Raw genomic sequence first — 16,732 nt, 5'->3', positions numbered from 1 at the left:
AGCTCCAGTAAAAAATCAACTTGTTTTTTTACTGGTGCGCGACTAGGTTTTGTTCACCCTCACCGCGAGGGTGTGACCTCACAACAACAAGAAAACGGGCCCTTGGGGCACCGGCAGGAGGAAGCTACGATGCAGGTAATACCCCGTGTTCCTGGCCTATGCGCAACGTTGCTTGCCCTTGGCCTGGGCAGCGCGCATGCCGCGCCGCAGATGGTCGTGGTGGGCTATGGCGGCGCCGGCCAGAAGGCCCAGGATGAGGCCATCTTCAAGCCCTTCAGTGCCCAGGATGGCAGCAAGCTGATCCAGAGCGAATACAACGGCGAGATGGCGCGAATCCAGGTGATGGCCGACACCGGCAACGTCGATTGGGACGTGGTGCAGATCGAGGGGCCTGACTTGATGCGCGGCTGTGAAGAGGGGGTCTACGAACACCTTGACTGGCAGCGCCTGGGCCATGGCGCCGAGCTGATCCCCGATGCAGCTCAGGACTGCGGTTCGGCTGCGCTGGTGTGGAGCGTGGCCATCGCCTACGACCGCAACAAGCTGGCTGAGGCACCGGCCTCGTGGGCCGACTTCTGGGACGTGAACAAGTACCCGGGCAAGCGAGGCCTGCGCAAGCGTGCGGTGTACAACCTGGAGTTCGCGCTGCTGGCCGATGGGGTGAAGGTGGAGGAGGTCTACAAGGTGCTGTCGACGCCGGCCGGGGTCGAGCGTGCGTTCGCCAAGCTCAGCGAACTCAAGCCCTATATCCAGTGGTGGGACGCGGGCGCCCAGCCTGCGCAGTGGCTGGCTGCAGGTGATGTGGTAATGACTTCGACCTACAGCGGGCGCATCGCCGTAGCGGCGCAACAAGGTAGCCCGCTGGCCGTGGTATGGCCTGGGAGCCTGTATGGCATGGACTACTGGGCCATCATCAAAGGCTCGCGGCATGTCGACCAGGCCAAGCGATTGATTGCCTATGCCAACCAGCCTGATACCCAGGTGCGCTATGTGCAGCAGATTCCCTATGGACCGACCAACACCCAGGCAGCTGCCAGGCTGGACCCGGCCTTGGCCAGCTGGGTACCCACTGCGCCGCAGAACCTGCAAGGGGCGCTGGCGATGAATGTGGAATTCTGGGTCGACCATGGCGAAGAGCTGGAACAGCGCTTCAATGCTTGGGCGAGCAAGTAGTTTCAGGCCACTTCATCTACAGAGATATCGACCATGAACGCAACGGAGCAGCGCCTGCGCCAGGAACTCGCCGCCTGTTATCGGCTGATCGCGCATTTTCGCATGAGCGACCTGATCTTCACCCACATATCCCTGCGCCTGCCAGGGCCGGAGCATCACTTCCTGATCAACCCGTACGGCCTGCTGTTCGACGAAATCACGGCCTCCAGCCTAGTGAAGATTGACCTGCAGGGGAGGCCGGTCGAACCTTCGCCGCACCCGGTCAACCCGGCTGGCTTCGTCATTCACAGCGCCATTCATGCCGCCCGCGAGGACGCCCACTGCGTGCTGCACACCCACACCCGTGCAGGTTGCGCGGTCGCTGCGCTGGAGTGCGGGCTGCTGCCGGTCAACCAGATGTCCATGGAGTTTTACGGCCAAGTGGCTTATCACGCCTATGAAGGTATCGCGCTGGATATGGACGAGCAGCAGCGGTGGGTTGCCGACCTGGGCGACAAGCCGGTGATGATCCTGCGCAACCATGGCCTGCTGGCCACCGGGGGTAGCGTGGCCGAAGCATTCCTGCGCATGTACTACCTGGAGAAGGCTTGTGAGATCCAGTTGGCAGCGCAGAGTGCCGGGCAACTGATACTGCCGCCGGCTGAAGTGTGCGCGCATACCGAGCGGCAGTTCAACGCGCCGGGGAGGGAGTTGAAGCAGGGTGAGCTGACCGACCCGGATGCGCTGCAGCTGGCGTGGGCGGCGTTGTTGCGGATGCTGGAGCGGGTAGCGCCTGGTTATCAGGATTGAACTCCGTCCAGCGGCCAGGAACAGTCACTGTTGCGCAACCCTTGGCCGCAACTGTAATGGTCCCATTTGAGGGAATCATCTTATGCTGTAACGAAATATGTATATAAAGCCTGAGGAAGGACGCTGCAATGCCGCTTAAGGACCTGCTCATCGCCCTGGTGGTGATCGTCGCCTGGGGAGTCAACTTCGTGGTCATCAAGGTAGGCCTCGATGGCTTGCCGCCGATGTTGCTGGGGGCGTTGCGCTTCTTGTTGGTGGCGTTTCCGGCAATCTTGCTGGTCAAGCGGCCGAAACTGCCCTGGCGCTGGTTGATCGCCTACGGCGCGACGATTTCGCTGGGTCAGTTTGCCTTCCTGTTCCAGGCCATGTACAGCGGCATGCCGCCTGGGCTGGCCTCGTTGATCCTGCAGTCTCAGGCATTCTTTACCCTGGGTTTTGCCGCGCTGTTTCTCGGTGAACGGCTGCGCGTGGCCAGTGTGCTGGGGCTGCTGGTAGCGGCCAGCGGCCTGGCGTTGATTGGCAGCGAAGATGGCGGCCATGTGCCCCTGCTGGCACTGGTACTGACCTTGTGCGCTGGTGCCATGTGGGGCATGGGCAACATCATCACCCGGCGTTTTGGCTCGGTTGACCTGGTGGCGTTGGTGATCTGGGGCGGGCTGATACCGCCACTGCCGTTCCTGGCGTTGTCCTGGTGGCTGGAAGGGCCGGAGCGGATCGGCCATGCACTGGCCAACATCAGCTGGAGCTCGGTGCTGGCCCTGGTGTACCTGGCCTTTGTCGCCACCATGCTCGGCTACAGCCTGTGGAGCAAGCTGCTGTCGCGCCACCCGGCCGGCAAGGTGGCACCGTTCTCGCTGCTGGTACCCGTGATTGGCTTGAGTTCGTCGGCGCTGTTGCTGGGCGAACGCCTGACCGCCATCCAGGGCTGGGGCGCCTTGCTGGTGATGGCGGGGTTGCTGGTGAACGTGTTCGGCGCGCGTATCGGGCAAAGGTTGCGGGCAGTCAGCGCGTAAACCGCGCAAATAGGGTGCTCGGCGCTCTGTTAGAATCGGCCTCTTTATCCAGGCCGACGGAGCGCTTTCATGATCATTTCCACCACCAGCCAGCTCGAAGGGCGCCCGATTGCCGAATACCTGGGCGTGGTCAGCTCCGAATCGGTGCAGGGCATCAACTTCGTACGCGATTTCTTTGCGCGTTTTCGCGACTTTTTCGGCGGCCGCTCGCAAACCCTGGAAAGCGCCCTGCGTGAAGCACGCGAGCAGGCCACCGAAGAACTCAAGGCGCGGGCACTGCAGTTGCGCGCCGACGCGGTAGTGGGTGTGGATTTCGAGATCAGCATGCCGTCAGTGCAGGGCGGCATGGTGGTGGTATTTGCCACCGGCACAGCGGTGCGCCTGAAGTAGAGCAGTCTGCCACTGGTCGGCTGCAAAGCTCTTGTCCGGGTGGTCCGCAAATGACCAGCTAGTCTCTTTTTCACAGGCCGCGTTTTCTGGGCGACTCTTCTGGTTGCCGGCGCGACTGCCACTGGAGGGAGACAGGGCATGAGCGAATCCTTTTTCGAAGACCTGAACGATGCGTTCCCCATCAACAGCCAAGTGCGCTGCGGCCAGGCGGCCTTCCGCCTGGGGTTCGCCCACATGACGCTGGATGATTCCGAACAGCTCCAGCCTGCACATCTGCAACGCAGTAAAAAAGGCCGCTTCATGCCGCGGGTTCCGCTGAAGAAGTGATCCCGCCCCCGTACATAACCCCGCCCAATGGCGGGGTTTTTATTGCGCTTTATTGATCCGCCTCATGGCATTGCCGGGTTGCGCTCGCCGGCTGGGTGAGGTTGTGGTTTTCTGTCGGGGCATTCCAGCAACGGAGGATTGAATGCTCATGCGCGTCAGGGAACAGACTTATTGGCAGTGGGCCGACGCCCAATTGCACAGCCGCAGCCACGACGAAGTCCTCAGTGACGGCACCACGCTGGATGTGCAGGTGCGCTTGTCACGTCTGGGGGCGACTCAGCTGTTTTTGGGGTTGTATGCCGGGGATGGGCGGGCATTGCTGGAGGAGTACTACCCTGCGCGGCCAGGGGAGACCATGACCCGCGCCCTGGTGTGGGGTGTCGACCGCGCCCGTGCGATGGCTACCGGAGCCTTGCCATTGCCGCAAAGCCGCCGGCAGCGGCGCCAGGCATGAAAAAGCCCGGCCTATGCGGGCCGGGCTTGCTTAAGGGTGAGAACCCTCAGTTGAGCGGTTCGATCACCTTGACTGCCTGCCGCTCACGGGCGGCGGGCCATTCTTGTTGCAGGGTCTGCAGGACGCGGCCAACGAACTCGGTGTCGGCGGCGGCCTTCTTGCCGACGTAGCCTTGGCCACGGCGGTAGACCTTGAAGCGGGCACGCATGCTGGGCAGGTGCTCTTCAAATTCATCTTCGATCGTGTTCGGTGGCAGGCGGTCGAGCCGCACCTCACCGGTTTGGCTGACCCACAGCAAGTGATCGTCAAGGCTGTCCTTGCGTACGGCGAACAGCTGCGCCAGTTGATCGATAGTCGGATTGTTGTTCAAGTTCATCATAAAGCCCCCATTACCCATTCGTAGGTGATTTTCACAGTTGGCGCTAACACGGTGTAGCGCACTACCAACGCTGCTACAGCAGCATCGCAACAGGGGCTTTCTCACGCTGCCTTTTGGACAGTTCCCTCTCCACGGACGGCCTGCGTTACCGCGCAAGCCGTCTGGAACACCCTTGCCACCGCTCCCGATCAGGGAGACGGCTTCATCATGCACAAGGGCGATGAGAGGCGTCAATGGTTTTGTAGTGATTTTTTTTGCGCACTACATTTCTGTCGTTTTGTTCGACAATCGCTGCTCGCACTACAGCCCGGACAGTATCTCGAAGGCTGCACGAACCCGCTCTTCGTTCGGGTAATTGCGATTCGCCAGCAACACCACTGCCAGCTTTTCACTGGGCACAAAGGCGGCGTATGCACCGAAACCGTTGGTTGCACCGGTCTTGTTGTACCAGGCCGCTGGCAGCGGCGGCAGGGCCGGTTGCAAGCGCGTGGTTGCGTGCGGTTCACGGATCATCCGCGCGCTGTTGCCATCTACCAGGGCACCCAGCGTGACTGGGTAGGGATAACGTTCCCAGCCCAGGCCCTGGGTCATGCTGCCGACCTGGAAGTAGCCCTGCTGGGTAATGGCGGTTGCTTTTGCAAGTGCCGGTGGCAGGCCCTGCGGCTGCATGTGCAGCCGCACGTACTGCAGCAGGTCGCTGGCGCTGGTCTTGATGCCGTAGGCCTCGTCGGCGTACGGGCCGGGGCCGACGCGCACCGGTTTGTCGGCGGCGTCGTAACCTTGGGCATAAAGGCCCTGAGCACTGGCCGGGACGTGCAGGTAGGTGTTTTTCAGGCCCATTTTAGCCAGCAGGCCCTCGGTCATCAGTGTAGAAAACGGTTGATGCTGCGCGCGGGCGGCCAGGTCACCGAACAGGCCAAGGCTGGGGTTCGAATAGCAGCGCTGGGTGCCGGGTTTGGCACGGGGTTGCCAGTGGCGGAAGAAATCGACGACTTGCTGCGGTGTCTGCACCGCATCGGGGAACTGCAAGGGCAGGCAGTCGGCACTGTAGGCGCCCAGTTCCAGCACCGTCGCATCACCGATGGGCGCCCCCGCCAGTGCCGGATGGTAGCGCTTGGCCGGGGCGTCAAGGTCCAGCTTGCCCTCGGCGCTGGCCAGCGCGGCCAAGGTGGCGGTGTAGGTCTTGCTTAGCGACCCGATCTCGAACAGGGTGTCTCGGCTGACGGGCACATTGTCGGCCTTGCTGGCCACGCCATAGCTGAAATAGTGCGCATGGTCGCGTGCGTAGATCGCCACGGCCATCCCGCTGATACCTTGCTCCTGCATCAACGGGCGGATGATCTGGTCGACCTTGGCTTGCAACTGGTCGTCGGCCTGGGCGCCGGTGTGGCCCAGAACCAGTGCGATGACAGCCGCTAGCGCGGCCGGGCGGGAGAGGGGCATGAGCGGGTCCTTTTGCGGAACGTGTCCGTTGAGCGATACCGATGGGGGTTCCGGCGTTAGCGCCGAAAAGCCGTAGACCTTATCGTCTGCCCTTGCACAATGACAAGACGGACACTGTGATGAAGTATTTGCGGATGTTATTCGACAATTTCACCCTGGCTTTGCTCGGGGTCGTTCTGATCGCCACCGTGCTGCCTTGCTCGGGCGATGGTGCGGTGTATTTCGGCTGGCTGACCAACCTGGCCATCGGCCTGCTGTTCTTCCTGCATGGCGCCAAGCTGTCGCGCGAGGCGATCATTGCCGGTGCCGGGCATTGGCGCCTGCACCTGCTGGTGTTCTCTTGCACATTCGTGATGTTCCCGCTGCTTGGCCTGGCGTTCAAGCCGCTGTTCGTGCCGCTGGTGGGTAACGAGTTGTACCTGGGCGTGCTCTACCTGTGCGCCTTGCCGGCCACGGTGCAGTCGGCCATCGCCTTCACCTCGCTGGCCCGCGGTAACGTGCCAGCAGCCATTTGCAGCGCGGCGGCATCCAGCCTGCTGGGCATCTTCCTGACCCCCTTGCTGGTGATGATGTTGCTGGGCGCCAGTGGTGACACCGGTTCTGGCCTGGATGCCGTGCTGAAGATCACCCTGCAACTGCTGGTACCGTTCGTTGCCGGGCAGATTGCGCGGCGCTGGATCGGCGCCTGGGTCAAGCGCAATGCGCGCTGGCTCAAGGTGGTGGACCAGGGTTCAATCCTGCTGGTGGTGTATACCGCCTTCAGCGAAGCCGTGGTCACGGGCTTGTGGCACACGGTATCGCCGCAGCACCTGGCCGGGTTGTTCGTCGTGTGCGGGATCCTGCTGGCGGTGGTGCTGTTTGGCACCCGCGTGCTTGGCAAGGCACTGGGCTTCGACCTTGAGGACCGCATCACCATTCTGTTTGCCGGCTCCAAGAAGAGCCTGGCTACGGGCGTGCCCATGGCCCAGGTGTTGTTCGTGGGCAGCGGTATTGGCGCGATGATCCTGCCGCTGATGCTGTTCCACCAGATCCAGCTGATGGTCTGCGCGGTGCTGGCGCAGCGTTATGCCAGCCGTGAGCAGGACGCTGAAGAGGCCTCGGCGGCGTCCTGAGCGCATGCGCTCCTGCACAGGGATCGCGTAGTAACTGATATCAGTGGGCCTGCCCCGAAGCGCGTTCGCGCAGCGCCTTGCCGACTTCAGCCTCGATCTTGTAGGCCGGCCCCTCCAGGTCGTCATAGTTGCGCGTATAGCGTCGGGCAAATTCCTCCACGCCCAGCTCCTGGTACTGCTGTACATGCTTGAGCTCGTGCGCCCACAGGGCCACGTTGTCCTCGGCATCGCCGGCCCGGCGGAAGATGATCGTGTCGATCAGCGTCACGGCGCTCACGTCGGGGTTCTGCAGCAGCGCGTTGGCCGCGCTCATTTGCTGTTCGTCACCCACCCGGAAGCGCGCCGCATCGAGCACGGCAAAGTCGTACCAGGGTTCGAGTTGCGCACGGATATGCAGCGGGATCGGCTCGACGCCGCTGGCGGTGGCCTCATCCCTGGCCTGGCGCAAGGCGAACGTGAGGCTGGACGAGGCCATGACCTCCACATCCTTTAGAATCTGGCCCGCTTGACCAGGGTCTATCGGCGCACAAAAACAGCCCATCAGGCACACTTGATACTGCCCGGATGGGCAGGCTTGTTCGGCAAGCGCGGGCAGCGCCAGCGTCAGGCCCAGCAGCAGGCTAATCCACTTCATGCAGGGCCTTTTCGACAAACTGGCGGCTTGCGTCCAGCACTTGCGACTGCACATGCTCAGTGGCCAGCATGCGCCCGACCATCAATGCACCTACGCACTGGCTGATCAGCACCCAGGCCAGCTGATCATCCTCCAGCGTTGCGCTCCAGGCCTGGTGCAGGTCGACCAGCCAGTGCTCGGCCTCTTCGCGCACCGGTGCTGCGGCCCGGGCGATTTCCACACCCAGCGGCGGCAGCGGGCAGCCGCTTTCGGCATTGTGCAGGTGGGCCAGGCTCAGGTACTGCTGCAGGCAGCGGCCCAGGCGCTCGCGGCTGGCGCCTTGAGTGGCCAGGCGGGCCAGCGGGCTGTTGTGCAGCTCCTGGCGTACCACCTCGGTAAACAGGTCATCCTTGGAAGGGAAGTGGTTGTAAAAGGCGCCGCCGGTCAGGCCGATTGCCTTCATCAGCCCGGCGACGCCAGTGCTGGAAAAGCCCCCACGCTTGGCCAGCGCACCGCTGCTGCTCAGCAAACGTTCGCGAGTTTGCTGCTTGTGTTCGTTGGAATAACGCATTCACTTGCCTCTGCAGGCGGGCTTGACGATGACGGGGATCATAACATAGCGTTCGTTTACTAAACGATCATTCACCAATGGAGGCAGGCATGTCAGAACAACAAAAAGTAGTGCTGGTGATCGGTGCGGGCGACGCCACCGGTGGCGAGATTGCCAAGCGCTTTGCCCGGGAGGGCTACATTGCCTGCGTGACGCGGCGGCAGGCAGAAAAGCTGCAACCGCTGCTGGAGGAAATCCGCGCTGCTGGCGGCCAGGCCCATGGTTTTGGCTCCGATGCGCGCAAGGAGGAGGAGGTGGCAGCGCTGGTCGATACTATCGAGCGCGATATCGGCCCGATCGAGGCGTTTGTTTTCAATATCGGCGCCAATGTCCCCTGCAGCATCCTTGAGGAAACCCCGCGCAAGTACTTCAAGATCTGGGAAATGGCCTGCTTCGCCGGCTTTCTTACCGCTCAGGCGGTTGCCCGGCGCATGGTCCAGCGTGAGCGCGGCACCATCCTGTTCACCGGCGCCACCGCTGGCACCCGGGGTGCAGCAGGTTTCGCGGCTTTCGCCGGGGCCAAGCACGGCTTGCGCGCCCTGGCCCAGAGCATGGCGCGAGAGTTGGGGCCACGGAATATCCATGTCGCGCATGTGGTGGTGGACGGGGCCATCGACACCGCCTTCATCCGCGACAGCTTCCCCGAGCGCTATGCCCTCAAGGACCAGGACGGCATCCTCGCCCCGGCGCACATTGCCGACAGCTACTGGTTTCTGCACGCCCAGCCCCGAGACGCCTGGACGTTCGAACTGGACCTGCGCCCCTGGATGGAACGCTGGTAAGCCCCTCTCACCACGCAAGGACCGTAACCATGCACAAGACTGTCGATTTCTTTTTTGACCTGGGCAGCCCGGCCAGCTACCTGGCCTGGACCCAACTGCCAGGCCTGTGTGCCCGCCAGGGTGCCACGCTGCATTACCGGCCAATGCTGCTGGGCGGGGTTTTTCAGGCTACCGGCAATGCTTCGCCGGCCATGGTCCCGGCCAAGGGGCGCTACATGTTCACCGACCTGGCACGCTTTGCCGCGCGCTATGGGGTACCGTTCGGGCTGCCGCCGGGGTTTCCGGTCAATACCTTGGCCTTGATGCGCGGGGTGATGGGCACCCAGTTGCGCTCGCCAGAGCGGTTGGAGGCGTTGCTGTCGGTGCTGTTCAATGGGCTGTGGGTGCAGCGTTGCAACCTGAGCGATAGCGCCGTTCTGGATAAAACACTGAGCCAGGCAGGGTTCGACCCGCAGGCGTTTCACGCGCTGGCGGCTGACCCTGAAGTGAAAGCAGCGCTCAAGCAGGCGACCGAGGTGGCCGTCGAACGCGGCGTGTTTGGCGCGCCGACCTGCTTTGTAGGTGAGGCAATGTTCTTTGGGCAGGACCGCCTGGACTTTGTCGAGGAGGCGTTAAGTCAGCGGGCCAGCAGCTTCTCGAGCTGAGTGCGTTCCCACAGGCTGAGCAGGTCGACCGGGTTGGTGCCGTAGCGCTGCCAGTCCTCGGTCCCGGCCTGCTGGCCGTCAGGGGATTGGCAACTGATGCAATGCGCCAGGCCTTCGGGATCGAGGGCCAGCGTCATCTGCCAGCCCTGGATGTCGACATCGACCAAACCGCCATCGCGGCGTGCACTCACCTCAAGGTGATGCACGCCAAGGGCCGCGTTGCGCAGGCTCTGGTAGATGGCCCGGGTGTTTAGCGAAGCGCTGCGCGTCAAGGTCAGAAGTTCGCCGGCGTGTTGGCGCTGATGATCTCGGCCTCGTCCGGGCCGATGTTCTTGAAGCTGTGCGGCAGGGTAGTGGGGATGTAGTAGCCGTCGCCCGAGCTGAGCACGCTGACTTGGCCATCGACCCACAGCTCTACGGTGCCGCGAGTGACCAGGCCACATTCTTCGCCCTCGGCATGCACGATCGGCTCGCCGGAATCCGCGCCCGGTGCATACAGCTCGCGCAGCATGCGCATCTGCCGGCCCTCGACACTGGCGCCGACCAGCAGCATGCGCAAGCCGTTACGGCCCAGATCGGGCTGCTCGCCGCCGCGGAACACAAAGCGCTCTTCTCGCACCGGCTCGTCGAAGCTGAAGAACTCCGCCAGGCTCATGGGAATGCCTTCGAGCAGTTTTTTCAGGGAGCTGACCGAAGGGCTGACGCGATTCTGCTCGATCTGCGAGATCGTCGAATTGGTCAGCCCGCTGCGGCGGGCCAGTTCCCGTTGGGAGAGGTTGTTGCGTTCACGCACCAGTTTGAGTCGCGTCCCCGTGTCCATAGCCGCCTTGTAATCAGAGGTGTAAAAAATAATGAGCGATGCGCATTAAAACACACTCTGCACGCTTGCGCGCTGTGCTTCTCAGGCACGCTGGTCGCGCGGCATCGGCCATAGCCCTACCAGCAGCAACAGCGCGGCCACGGCCAGAAATGGCAGGCGCGGATCGAGGGCATAGACCAGGGTGCCGGCCAGTGGACCGATCACCGCGCCCATGCCTTGGGCCGCACCAATGGAACCGGCTGTGGCACCTTGCTCGGAGGCGTGCATGGCGTTGGCCGCCAGCGCTGAAAACGACGGGAAGACAAAGCCCATGCCCGCGGCCGCGACGAAGTAGCAGCCCCATAGCCAAGGTGCGGTGGTCGCGAGCGAGCCGCAGGCAAAGCCCAGGGCCGAAACCGTAGCGCCTACCCGGATCATTTTCAGTGGCGGCCATTCCAGTTTGCGCAGCAGTACCTGTGACAGCATCAGTGCCACGCCCACCGTGGTCAAAGCGATGCCGGCGGCCTGGGCAGCTTCTGCCGGGCCCAGGTGCAGGCGGTCCAGGGCAAAGAAGCCGACAATGATCTGCGACACGGTAACACTGAGCATGGCACTGAACGCTACCAGTAAGGGCCGGCGCAGGCGTGGGTCGTTCAAACGCACCGGGCTCGGGGCATGGTTGTGGGGTAGCGCCTGCGGCTTGAGGGTGAACAGCAGCACGAGAAAGGCACTGGCCGGCAGCAGCGACATGATATGGAAAGGCAGGCTCAGGCTATGCCGCGCCAGTAGCGCCGCCAGTGCCGGCCCTACTACCAGGCCGACCGCGTTGGCCGCCCCCAGCGAAGCCATGGCCCGGGCACGCCGCTGCGGCTCGACATGGTCGGCGATCAGCGCGTTGCAGCCTACCGGGATTGCAGCATAGAAGGCGCCGATGCAGCCGCGTGCGACCATCAGCCCGATGAACGCTGCGGTCGCGCCCGGCAGCCAGCGCAGCGCGCCCTCGACAAACAGGCATAACAGCCAGTAAGCCAGGGTGAAGCCGGCGGTCCCCAGCAACAGGATACGTCGCCGGCCCAGCCGATCTGCCGCACGGCCCCAGGGCCGGGCCAGCAGCACCCAGACTACGCCGGCCACCGTCACGGCAGCGCCGGCCTGCCAGGTGGCCATGCCGAGTTGGCGGGCAATCGGGCCGATCAGGGCGACGAAGGCCATCATCGACATGGTACAGGCCATGTTGGCCAGCAGCAGCGGACGCAAGTCCAGGGTGCTGGCAGGTTTCAGGGTTGCAGGATCCTTTGCGACGTTCATAGGGCAGTCCAGGGCAGTAAGGCAAATAGAAAGCCGATCTTATTAAGAACGATTATTGACTGTCGAATGCCCCGGGCTGCTGCAGGTCATTCGCTGCGGCGCAGGGGGCCAGGCCACATGCTACGCAACACGCCGTCGCGGCGCACCCACGCGTGCATCAAGGCTGCACCCACATGCACCAGCACCGTGGCGAACAGCAGGTAGCCGGCCCAGCCGTGTGCCAGGCGCAACACGGCATACAGTTGCAGGTTGTGCGGGGCGATGGCGGGCAAGCCCAGCGGGCGAGGGTAGTCACCAGCCGACAGCATGGCCCAGCCCAGTAGCGGCATGGCCAGCATCAGGCCATAGAGCAGCAAGTGCGATGCCCCGGCGGCCCAGCGCTGCAGGGTTGGCAGGTCTCGCGGCAAGGGTGGGTGAGGCACGGCCAGGCGCACCCCGATACGCAGCACTACCAGCACCAGCAGTGCCAGGCCGGTGGCCTTGTGCAACCCGATCAGTACAGGGTGGCGTAGCGACAGGTCTGCAACCATGCTCACCCCAATGAACAGCATGGCCAGGATCAGCACGGCCATCAGCCAGTGCAGCAGGCGGGCGAAAGGGTGGAAGGCTTCGGGTTTCATGGGCGGGCTCCGGTGCTGAGCGATTCACGGCTGCGGCGGTTGAACGATTCCGAGTAGGCAGCCGAACGGGCGGCGAGGATCGGGTCGGCAGATGCCTCTATGCCTCGGGGCAGGATCAACGGGTCGAAGTTGAGGTCGCGGCATGCCCCCTGCTCAGGGGCGTCGACCTGTTCCAGCACCAGGGTGCCGGCGTCTACGCTGCGCCGCTCGGCAGGCCAGGGCCGGGCAGGGTCGTCCACCGCATCGCCGGGTTCGGCCAGCACCAGGCGAAGCGTCCAGCGCAAAGGGCCCTGGGCCAAGCGTTGCTGCAGGTCGTGTTGTAGAAACTGTTTGTCATCGATCAGGGTGGGCAGCGCGGCAAACGCGGTTTGCGGCTCAAGCTGCCAGCGCACCGGGTGGCGCGTGCCGCCTGCGTCGATCAGGTGAAAGGCGTTGATACTGTGGTATTGGGTGCTGGCGAAGCTGTTGCTGGGCTTATAGCCCGCCGCCCATTGGCGAAACGCCGCACTCTCCGGGTGGGCTGCGAAAAACGCCTGCAGGCTGGCAGGGTTCGGTTTGCCGGTGGCCGGGTCCGGCGTGTTGGCCAGCACTTGCTCGTAGAACCCTTGCGGTGTGCTGATTGCCAGCACTGGCGGGTTGTTCATGCCGGTGCGCCAAACCTGCCCGTCGTCGGTACTCAGCTGAATGGCCAGGCTGCGCACGGGTATGCCGGTGTCCGGTGCGAACGGGTTGGCACCGCCAATGGCGAAACGGCCGGTTACCGGCACGCGTGCCTGGCTGAAGACGCGCGCAGTAGAAAGGTTGGCGGCCTGCCCGCTGGCCTGGAAGTAGCCGCTGACGCACAGGCCCTTGGCATGGTTCTTCCGGTAGCCTGGGTAATGCCCGGCCTGGGCCTCGAAGGTGTCGATGATACGCTGTGGCGTCAGCCGGCTTTCGCCGAGCCAGCCGGCGGCGTAGGCAAAGCCGGCGCCTGCGGCCAGCATCACGGCGCCGATTGCAGCCAGGCGCACGGCTTTCGCCGGGCCGTGCAAAGGTGAGTTCATGGTCATCGTCCGGTTTGGTGAAGGTGCCAGTACGACGCGGCAGGGAAAAACTTATTCCATCGGCGGGAATAGAATTTCCTGGCAGGCGTCTGCCTTTACAATGACAACTTCAAAGGCCGGGACTTTTCCATGCACGATCTGGATGACCACCAGTGGCGCGAGCTGCTGGCCCGCCTGCGCCGCTTTGCCGTGTGGCTGACCCGCGAGCCGGGCAGCGCCGATGACCTGGTGCAGGCCACGGTCGAGCGGGCCCTCAGCCGACGCGACCAGCAACGCGATGCCGAGGCGCTGCGGGCCTGGCTGTTTACCATCCTCTATCGGCTTTTCCTTGATGGTAAGCGCCGCGACCGCCTGCATGCGCGCTGGCTGTCCTGGTTCGGCCGTGCCGAGTACGAGGAGGAGCCGCAAGGGGCCAACCCTGAGGCCAGTGTCCTGGCCCAGGCCGACTTGCAGGCGTTTGCCCGGCTGACAGCCGAACAGCGCGCCTTGTTGCTGCTTATCAGCATTGAAGGCTTGAGTTACAAGGAAGCCGCCCAGGCCTTGGGCATCCCTATCGGCACTGTGATGTCGCGCCTGTCGCGCGCCCGCAGTGCCTTGCGCGAACTGACCGAGGGCAACCCCCAGCCACCGGCCTTGCGGAGACTGAAATGACGCGTCTGATCCCCAGCGAAGACGAATTGCACGCTTACGTCGATGAGCGCCTGGCGCCTGTGCGCCGGGCCGAGGTGCAGGCCTGGCTGGCGGCCAACCCACAGGCGGCGGCACGGGTGGAGGGCTGGCGCGCCGATGCCCGCCGGTTGCGTACGGCGCTGGCCGGGTTTGGCGAACTGCCTGGGGCGGCGCAGCTGGACCTTGGGCAGGTGCGTCGGCAATTGCGCCAGCGTCGGCAGCGGCGGTGGGCCGCAGCGGCGGTGGTGATGCTGGCATTGGGTGTGGGAGGGCTGGGCGGCTGGCAGGTGCGCGATGCGTCCCTGGCACGAGTCGACCTGCCCATGGCCGATGCCGTCCAGGCGCACCGTTTGTTTGCCGGCAGCGAGGCGCTGGATATCCAGGCCAGTGATGCGGGGCAGTTGCGCGACTGGTTGGGGCGGCATTTCAGCCGCGTGGGGCAATTGCCGGACCTGGCGGGCTATGGCTTCAAACCGGTGGGGGCGCGCTTGCTCAGCAACGAACAGGGGCCGGCGGCGCTGCTGGTGTTTGAGGATGGCAAGGGCCAGCGCATCAGCCTGTTCTTGCGCTCACCGGGCGAGCTGTATCGGCGCATGCCGGACGGGCATCGGGTCGATGGCCAGCTGGAGGCGCGTTACTGGTCGCATGGGGCTTACAACTTTGCCCTGGTCAGCGCGGCGGACGATGTCCGTGGGGCCGGGGTGGGGGAGGCGTTGCGGCTGGGCTTGTGAGTGCGGAGGTCGAAAGCGCCACACACTTACTGTGGGAGCGGCCTTGTGTGGCGAAAGGGCCGCGCAGCGGCCCCAGGATTTCTGCGTCAACGTCTACATTGCTGGGGCTGCGATGCAGCCCTATCGCGACACAAGGCCGCTCCCACAGGGCGGCGGTGATGCGGATATGGCCCCCGGCGATCAGCTCAGTTCCAGCCAGATCGGCGCATGGTCCGAGGGCTTTTCCATGCCACGCAGTTCATAGTCCACGCCCGCTGCCTTGATGCGCGGCACCAGGTGCTGCGAGGCCATGATCAGGTCGATGCGCAGGCCGCGCTTGGGATCGTCCTCGAAACCACGGCTGCGGTAGTCGAACCAGCTGAAACGGTCGGTCACGTCCGGGTGCAGGTGGCGGAAGCTGTCAACCAGGCCCCAGCCTTTCAAGCGCTCCATCCACTCACGCTCTTCTGGCAGGAAGCTGCACTTGCCGGTCTTCAACCAGCGCTTGGCGTTGTCCGGGCCGATGCCGATGTCGCAGTCTTGCGGCGAGATGTTCATGTCGCCCATGACCAGCAGTGGCTGGTCGTTGCGGAACTGGCCTTCCAGCAGTGCCTGCAGGTCGCTGTAGAAACGCTGCTTGGCCGGGAACTTGGTTGGGTGGTCGCGGCTTTCGCCTTGGGGAAAATAGCCGTTCATGATGGTGATCGGGTTGCCATCGGCATCGGCGAAGGTGCCCCAGATGAAGCGGCGCTGGGCCTCTTCTTCATCGGTGGCAAAGCCCTTGTGCAGGCTCAACGGGGCTTGGCGCGACAGCAGCGCCACGCCGTAATGGCCTTTCTGGCCGTGGTAGTGCACGTGGTAACCCAGCGCCTCTACGTCGGCCAGCGGGAACTGATCGTCGCTGACCTTGGTTTCCTGCAGGCCGATTACGTCCGGCTGGTGCTTTTCGATCAGCGCTGCCAGCTGGTGCGGGCGGGCTCGCAGGCCGTTGATGTTGAAACAGACGATCTTCATGGAAAGACGATCCCGGTAAAAGGCGGGATGCTAGCCGACATCGCCCCACATCACCAGCATGGCGGCTTGGGAAGCCTGCTGCTAACGTGCTGTAGGGGGTGAACGAAGCGCGGTGGTGCACCTCCAAGGCAATGTACGCCCATTCCAGGAGGTCTGCCCGCAATGCCCGAAACCACTGCCGCTCCGGCTCAAGTCTGCCTGCTCGATGACGGCTACAGCCGCGAGGCGCGTTCGCTGCTGTACAACGCCTACCGCCACGAACCTACCTTTGCCTATATCTTCGAAGCCCAGCGCCCAGGGTATGAGCAACGCTTGCGGGTGATGGTGCGCGAATGGGTGCGTCAGCACTTTTACTTGCAGTTACCTGCCATCGGTTTGCTGGTGGACGACCGCCTGATTGCCCTGGCCCTGATCGTGCCGCCGGTGCGCCGGTTGGGCGTTGCCGACAGCTGGGCCTGGCGCCTGCGCATGATCCTCGGCACTGGCCTGCGCTGCACGCGGCGTTACATGGACTACCAGGCCGCCCTGTCCACCTGCCTGCCCACCGATCAGGTGCATGTGTTGCCATTGCTGGGGGTACATCCGCAATTTCAGGGCAAGCATTACGGGGAGCAATTGTTACAAGCCGTGCACGACTGGTGCGCGGATCAACCAGGCACCCAGGGCGTGGTGCTCGACACCGGCAATGAGCATTACCTGGCCTTTTACCAGCGCCAGGGCTATGAAGAAATTGGTGAGGTCGCCGTAGGACCTATCCGGGAACGGGTCTTCTTCCATCCCAATCCAGTCTCTTCAACCTCCACTTTTGCCTGAACATCCCGCCAGGCGGCTCCCTTGAGC

22 protein-coding genes are annotated in these 16,732 nt (G+C 63.7%); 12 read left to right on the top strand and 10 right to left on the bottom strand.

The annotated features are described in order from the left end of the window. Nucleotides 1-129: 129 nt before the first annotated feature. The 6 genes from MRBLPB4O_RS15420 (at nt 130) to MRBLPB4O_RS15395 (ending at nt 4,146) form a co-directional block, all read left to right on the top strand. Nucleotides 130-1,173 carry an ABC transporter substrate-binding protein gene (locus tag MRBLPB4O_RS15420; protein ID WP_341795768.1) on the top strand — a complete coding sequence of 348 codons (1,044 nt, stop codon included), beginning with the start codon at nt 130-132 and terminating at the stop codon, nt 1,171-1,173. A gap of 33 nt (nt 1,174-1,206) precedes the next feature. Continuing rightward, nucleotides 1,207-1,962 (top strand): class II aldolase/adducin family protein, encoded by a 756-nt coding sequence (locus tag MRBLPB4O_RS15415; RefSeq protein WP_341795767.1) that lies wholly within the window; start codon nt 1,207-1,209, stop codon nt 1,960-1,962. A 128-nt stretch (nt 1,963-2,090) separates the two neighbouring features. Further along, the gene (locus MRBLPB4O_RS15410; RefSeq protein ID WP_229609908.1) at nt 2,091-2,975 is read left to right on the top strand and encodes an EamA family transporter; all 885 of its coding nucleotides are present in this window, start codon (nt 2,091-2,093) and stop codon (nt 2,973-2,975) included. A gap of 69 nt (nt 2,976-3,044) precedes the next feature. Then, entirely contained in the window at nt 3,045-3,365 is a 321-nt protein-coding gene (locus MRBLPB4O_RS15405) for a YbjQ family protein (protein ID WP_016500011.1), read from the top strand. A gap of 138 nt (nt 3,366-3,503) precedes the next feature. Beyond that, on the top strand, nt 3,504-3,692 hold the full coding sequence (locus MRBLPB4O_RS15400) for a hypothetical protein (protein ID WP_003253897.1): 189 nt from the start codon (nt 3,504-3,506) through the stop codon (nt 3,690-3,692). 142 nt (nt 3,693-3,834) lie between these two features. Next, nucleotides 3,835-4,146: a hypothetical protein gene (locus MRBLPB4O_RS15395; RefSeq protein WP_016500009.1), complete on the top strand. Its 312-nt coding sequence runs from the start codon at nt 3,835-3,837 to the stop codon at nt 4,144-4,146. Nucleotides 4,147-4,192: 46 nt separating this feature from the next. Here MRBLPB4O_RS15395 and MRBLPB4O_RS15390 read toward each other — a convergent pair whose 3' ends face one another. Both MRBLPB4O_RS15390 and ampC read right to left on the bottom strand, forming a co-directional pair. Further along, the gene (locus tag MRBLPB4O_RS15390; protein WP_016486521.1) at nt 4,193-4,525 is read right to left on the bottom strand and encodes a hypothetical protein; all 333 of its coding nucleotides are present in this window, start codon (nt 4,523-4,525) and stop codon (nt 4,193-4,195) included. Between the two features lie 300 nt (nt 4,526-4,825). Then, nucleotides 4,826-5,968, bottom strand: a complete 1,143-nt coding sequence (ampC, locus tag MRBLPB4O_RS15385; protein ID WP_341795766.1) for a class C beta-lactamase — start codon at nt 5,966-5,968, stop codon at nt 4,826-4,828. A 119-nt stretch (nt 5,969-6,087) separates the two neighbouring features. Between ampC and MRBLPB4O_RS15380 the strand changes: the two genes are divergently transcribed. Beyond that, nucleotides 6,088-7,080, top strand: coding sequence for a bile acid:sodium symporter family protein (locus MRBLPB4O_RS15380; protein WP_016500006.1), 993 nt, complete (start codon nt 6,088-6,090; stop codon nt 7,078-7,080). Nucleotides 7,081-7,120: 40 nt separating this feature from the next. Here the strand turns inward: MRBLPB4O_RS15380 and MRBLPB4O_RS15375 are convergent, their stop codons facing one another. Continuing rightward, nucleotides 7,121-7,714, bottom strand: a complete 594-nt coding sequence (locus MRBLPB4O_RS15375) for a DUF4157 domain-containing protein (RefSeq protein WP_341795765.1) — start codon at nt 7,712-7,714, stop codon at nt 7,121-7,123. After that, entirely contained in the window at nt 7,701-8,264 is a 564-nt protein-coding gene (locus MRBLPB4O_RS15370; RefSeq protein ID WP_016500004.1) for a TetR/AcrR family transcriptional regulator, read from the bottom strand. The genes MRBLPB4O_RS15375 and MRBLPB4O_RS15370 overlap by 14 nt, the downstream gene beginning before the upstream one ends. Nucleotides 8,265-8,353: 89 nt before the next feature. Here MRBLPB4O_RS15370 and MRBLPB4O_RS15365 point away from each other — a divergent pair, with 89 nt between their 5' ends. Both MRBLPB4O_RS15365 and MRBLPB4O_RS15360 read left to right on the top strand, forming a co-directional pair. Beyond that, entirely contained in the window at nt 8,354-9,085 is a 732-nt protein-coding gene (locus MRBLPB4O_RS15365) for an SDR family oxidoreductase (RefSeq protein ID WP_016500003.1), read from the top strand. 29 nt (nt 9,086-9,114) lie between these two features. Beyond that, nucleotides 9,115-9,729, top strand: a complete 615-nt coding sequence (locus MRBLPB4O_RS15360) for a 2-hydroxychromene-2-carboxylate isomerase (RefSeq protein ID WP_341795764.1) — start codon at nt 9,115-9,117, stop codon at nt 9,727-9,729. Here the strand turns inward: MRBLPB4O_RS15360 and MRBLPB4O_RS15355 are convergent. The 5 genes from MRBLPB4O_RS15355 to MRBLPB4O_RS15335 form a co-directional block, all read right to left on the bottom strand. Further along, nucleotides 9,702-10,001, bottom strand: a complete 300-nt coding sequence (locus MRBLPB4O_RS15355) for a hypothetical protein (RefSeq protein WP_341795763.1) — start codon at nt 9,999-10,001, stop codon at nt 9,702-9,704. The two genes, MRBLPB4O_RS15360 and MRBLPB4O_RS15355, sit on opposite strands and share 28 nt — an antisense overlap. A gap of 2 nt (nt 10,002-10,003) precedes the next feature. Continuing rightward, on the bottom strand, nt 10,004-10,549 hold the full coding sequence (locus MRBLPB4O_RS15350; protein WP_016500000.1) for a cupin domain-containing protein: 546 nt from the start codon (nt 10,547-10,549) through the stop codon (nt 10,004-10,006). 81 nt (nt 10,550-10,630) lie between these two features. Continuing rightward, nucleotides 10,631-11,836, bottom strand: coding sequence for an MFS transporter (locus MRBLPB4O_RS15345; protein ID WP_341795762.1), 1,206 nt, complete (start codon nt 11,834-11,836; stop codon nt 10,631-10,633). Between the two features lie 86 nt (nt 11,837-11,922). Next, the gene (locus tag MRBLPB4O_RS15340) at nt 11,923-12,456 is read right to left on the bottom strand and encodes a cytochrome b (RefSeq protein WP_016499998.1); all 534 of its coding nucleotides are present in this window, start codon (nt 12,454-12,456) and stop codon (nt 11,923-11,925) included. Next, nucleotides 12,453-13,505 carry a catalase family peroxidase gene (locus MRBLPB4O_RS15335; protein ID WP_341795761.1) on the bottom strand — a complete coding sequence of 351 codons (1,053 nt, stop codon included), beginning with the start codon at nt 13,503-13,505 and terminating at the stop codon, nt 12,453-12,455. Before MRBLPB4O_RS15335 ends, MRBLPB4O_RS15340 begins: the two co-directional genes overlap by 4 nt. Nucleotides 13,506-13,628: 123 nt before the next feature. Between MRBLPB4O_RS15335 and MRBLPB4O_RS15330 the strand changes: the two genes are divergently transcribed. Both MRBLPB4O_RS15330 and MRBLPB4O_RS15325 read left to right on the top strand, forming a co-directional pair. Continuing rightward, the gene (locus tag MRBLPB4O_RS15330) at nt 13,629-14,150 is read left to right on the top strand and encodes a sigma-70 family RNA polymerase sigma factor (protein WP_341795760.1); all 522 of its coding nucleotides are present in this window, start codon (nt 13,629-13,631) and stop codon (nt 14,148-14,150) included. Beyond that, complete coding sequence (locus MRBLPB4O_RS15325) at nt 14,147-14,899, top strand: anti-sigma factor (protein ID WP_341795759.1); 753 nt, start codon at nt 14,147-14,149, stop codon at nt 14,897-14,899. Before MRBLPB4O_RS15330 ends, MRBLPB4O_RS15325 begins: the two co-directional genes overlap by 4 nt. 180 nt (nt 14,900-15,079) lie before the next feature. Here the strand turns inward: MRBLPB4O_RS15325 and xthA are convergent, their stop codons facing one another. Further along, nucleotides 15,080-15,892 (bottom strand): exodeoxyribonuclease III, encoded by an 813-nt coding sequence (gene xthA, locus MRBLPB4O_RS15320; protein ID WP_174371378.1) that lies wholly within the window; start codon nt 15,890-15,892, stop codon nt 15,080-15,082. 162 nt (nt 15,893-16,054) lie between these two features. Here xthA and MRBLPB4O_RS15315 point away from each other — a divergent pair, with 162 nt between their 5' ends. Next, nucleotides 16,055-16,705 carry a GNAT family N-acetyltransferase gene (locus MRBLPB4O_RS15315; RefSeq protein ID WP_016499993.1) on the top strand — a complete coding sequence of 217 codons (651 nt, stop codon included), beginning with the start codon at nt 16,055-16,057 and terminating at the stop codon, nt 16,703-16,705. Nucleotides 16,706-16,732: the final 27 nt, after the last annotated feature.

Origin of the sequence: Pseudomonas sp. LPB4.O (assembly GCF_038383825.1) — a bacterium.
In the GTDB taxonomy this organism is placed as follows: Bacteria; Pseudomonadota; Gammaproteobacteria; order Pseudomonadales; family Pseudomonadaceae; genus Aquipseudomonas; species Aquipseudomonas putida.
The sequence above is the reverse complement of the archived record's forward strand: the minus strand, read 5'-3'. Positions and strand labels throughout refer to the sequence as shown.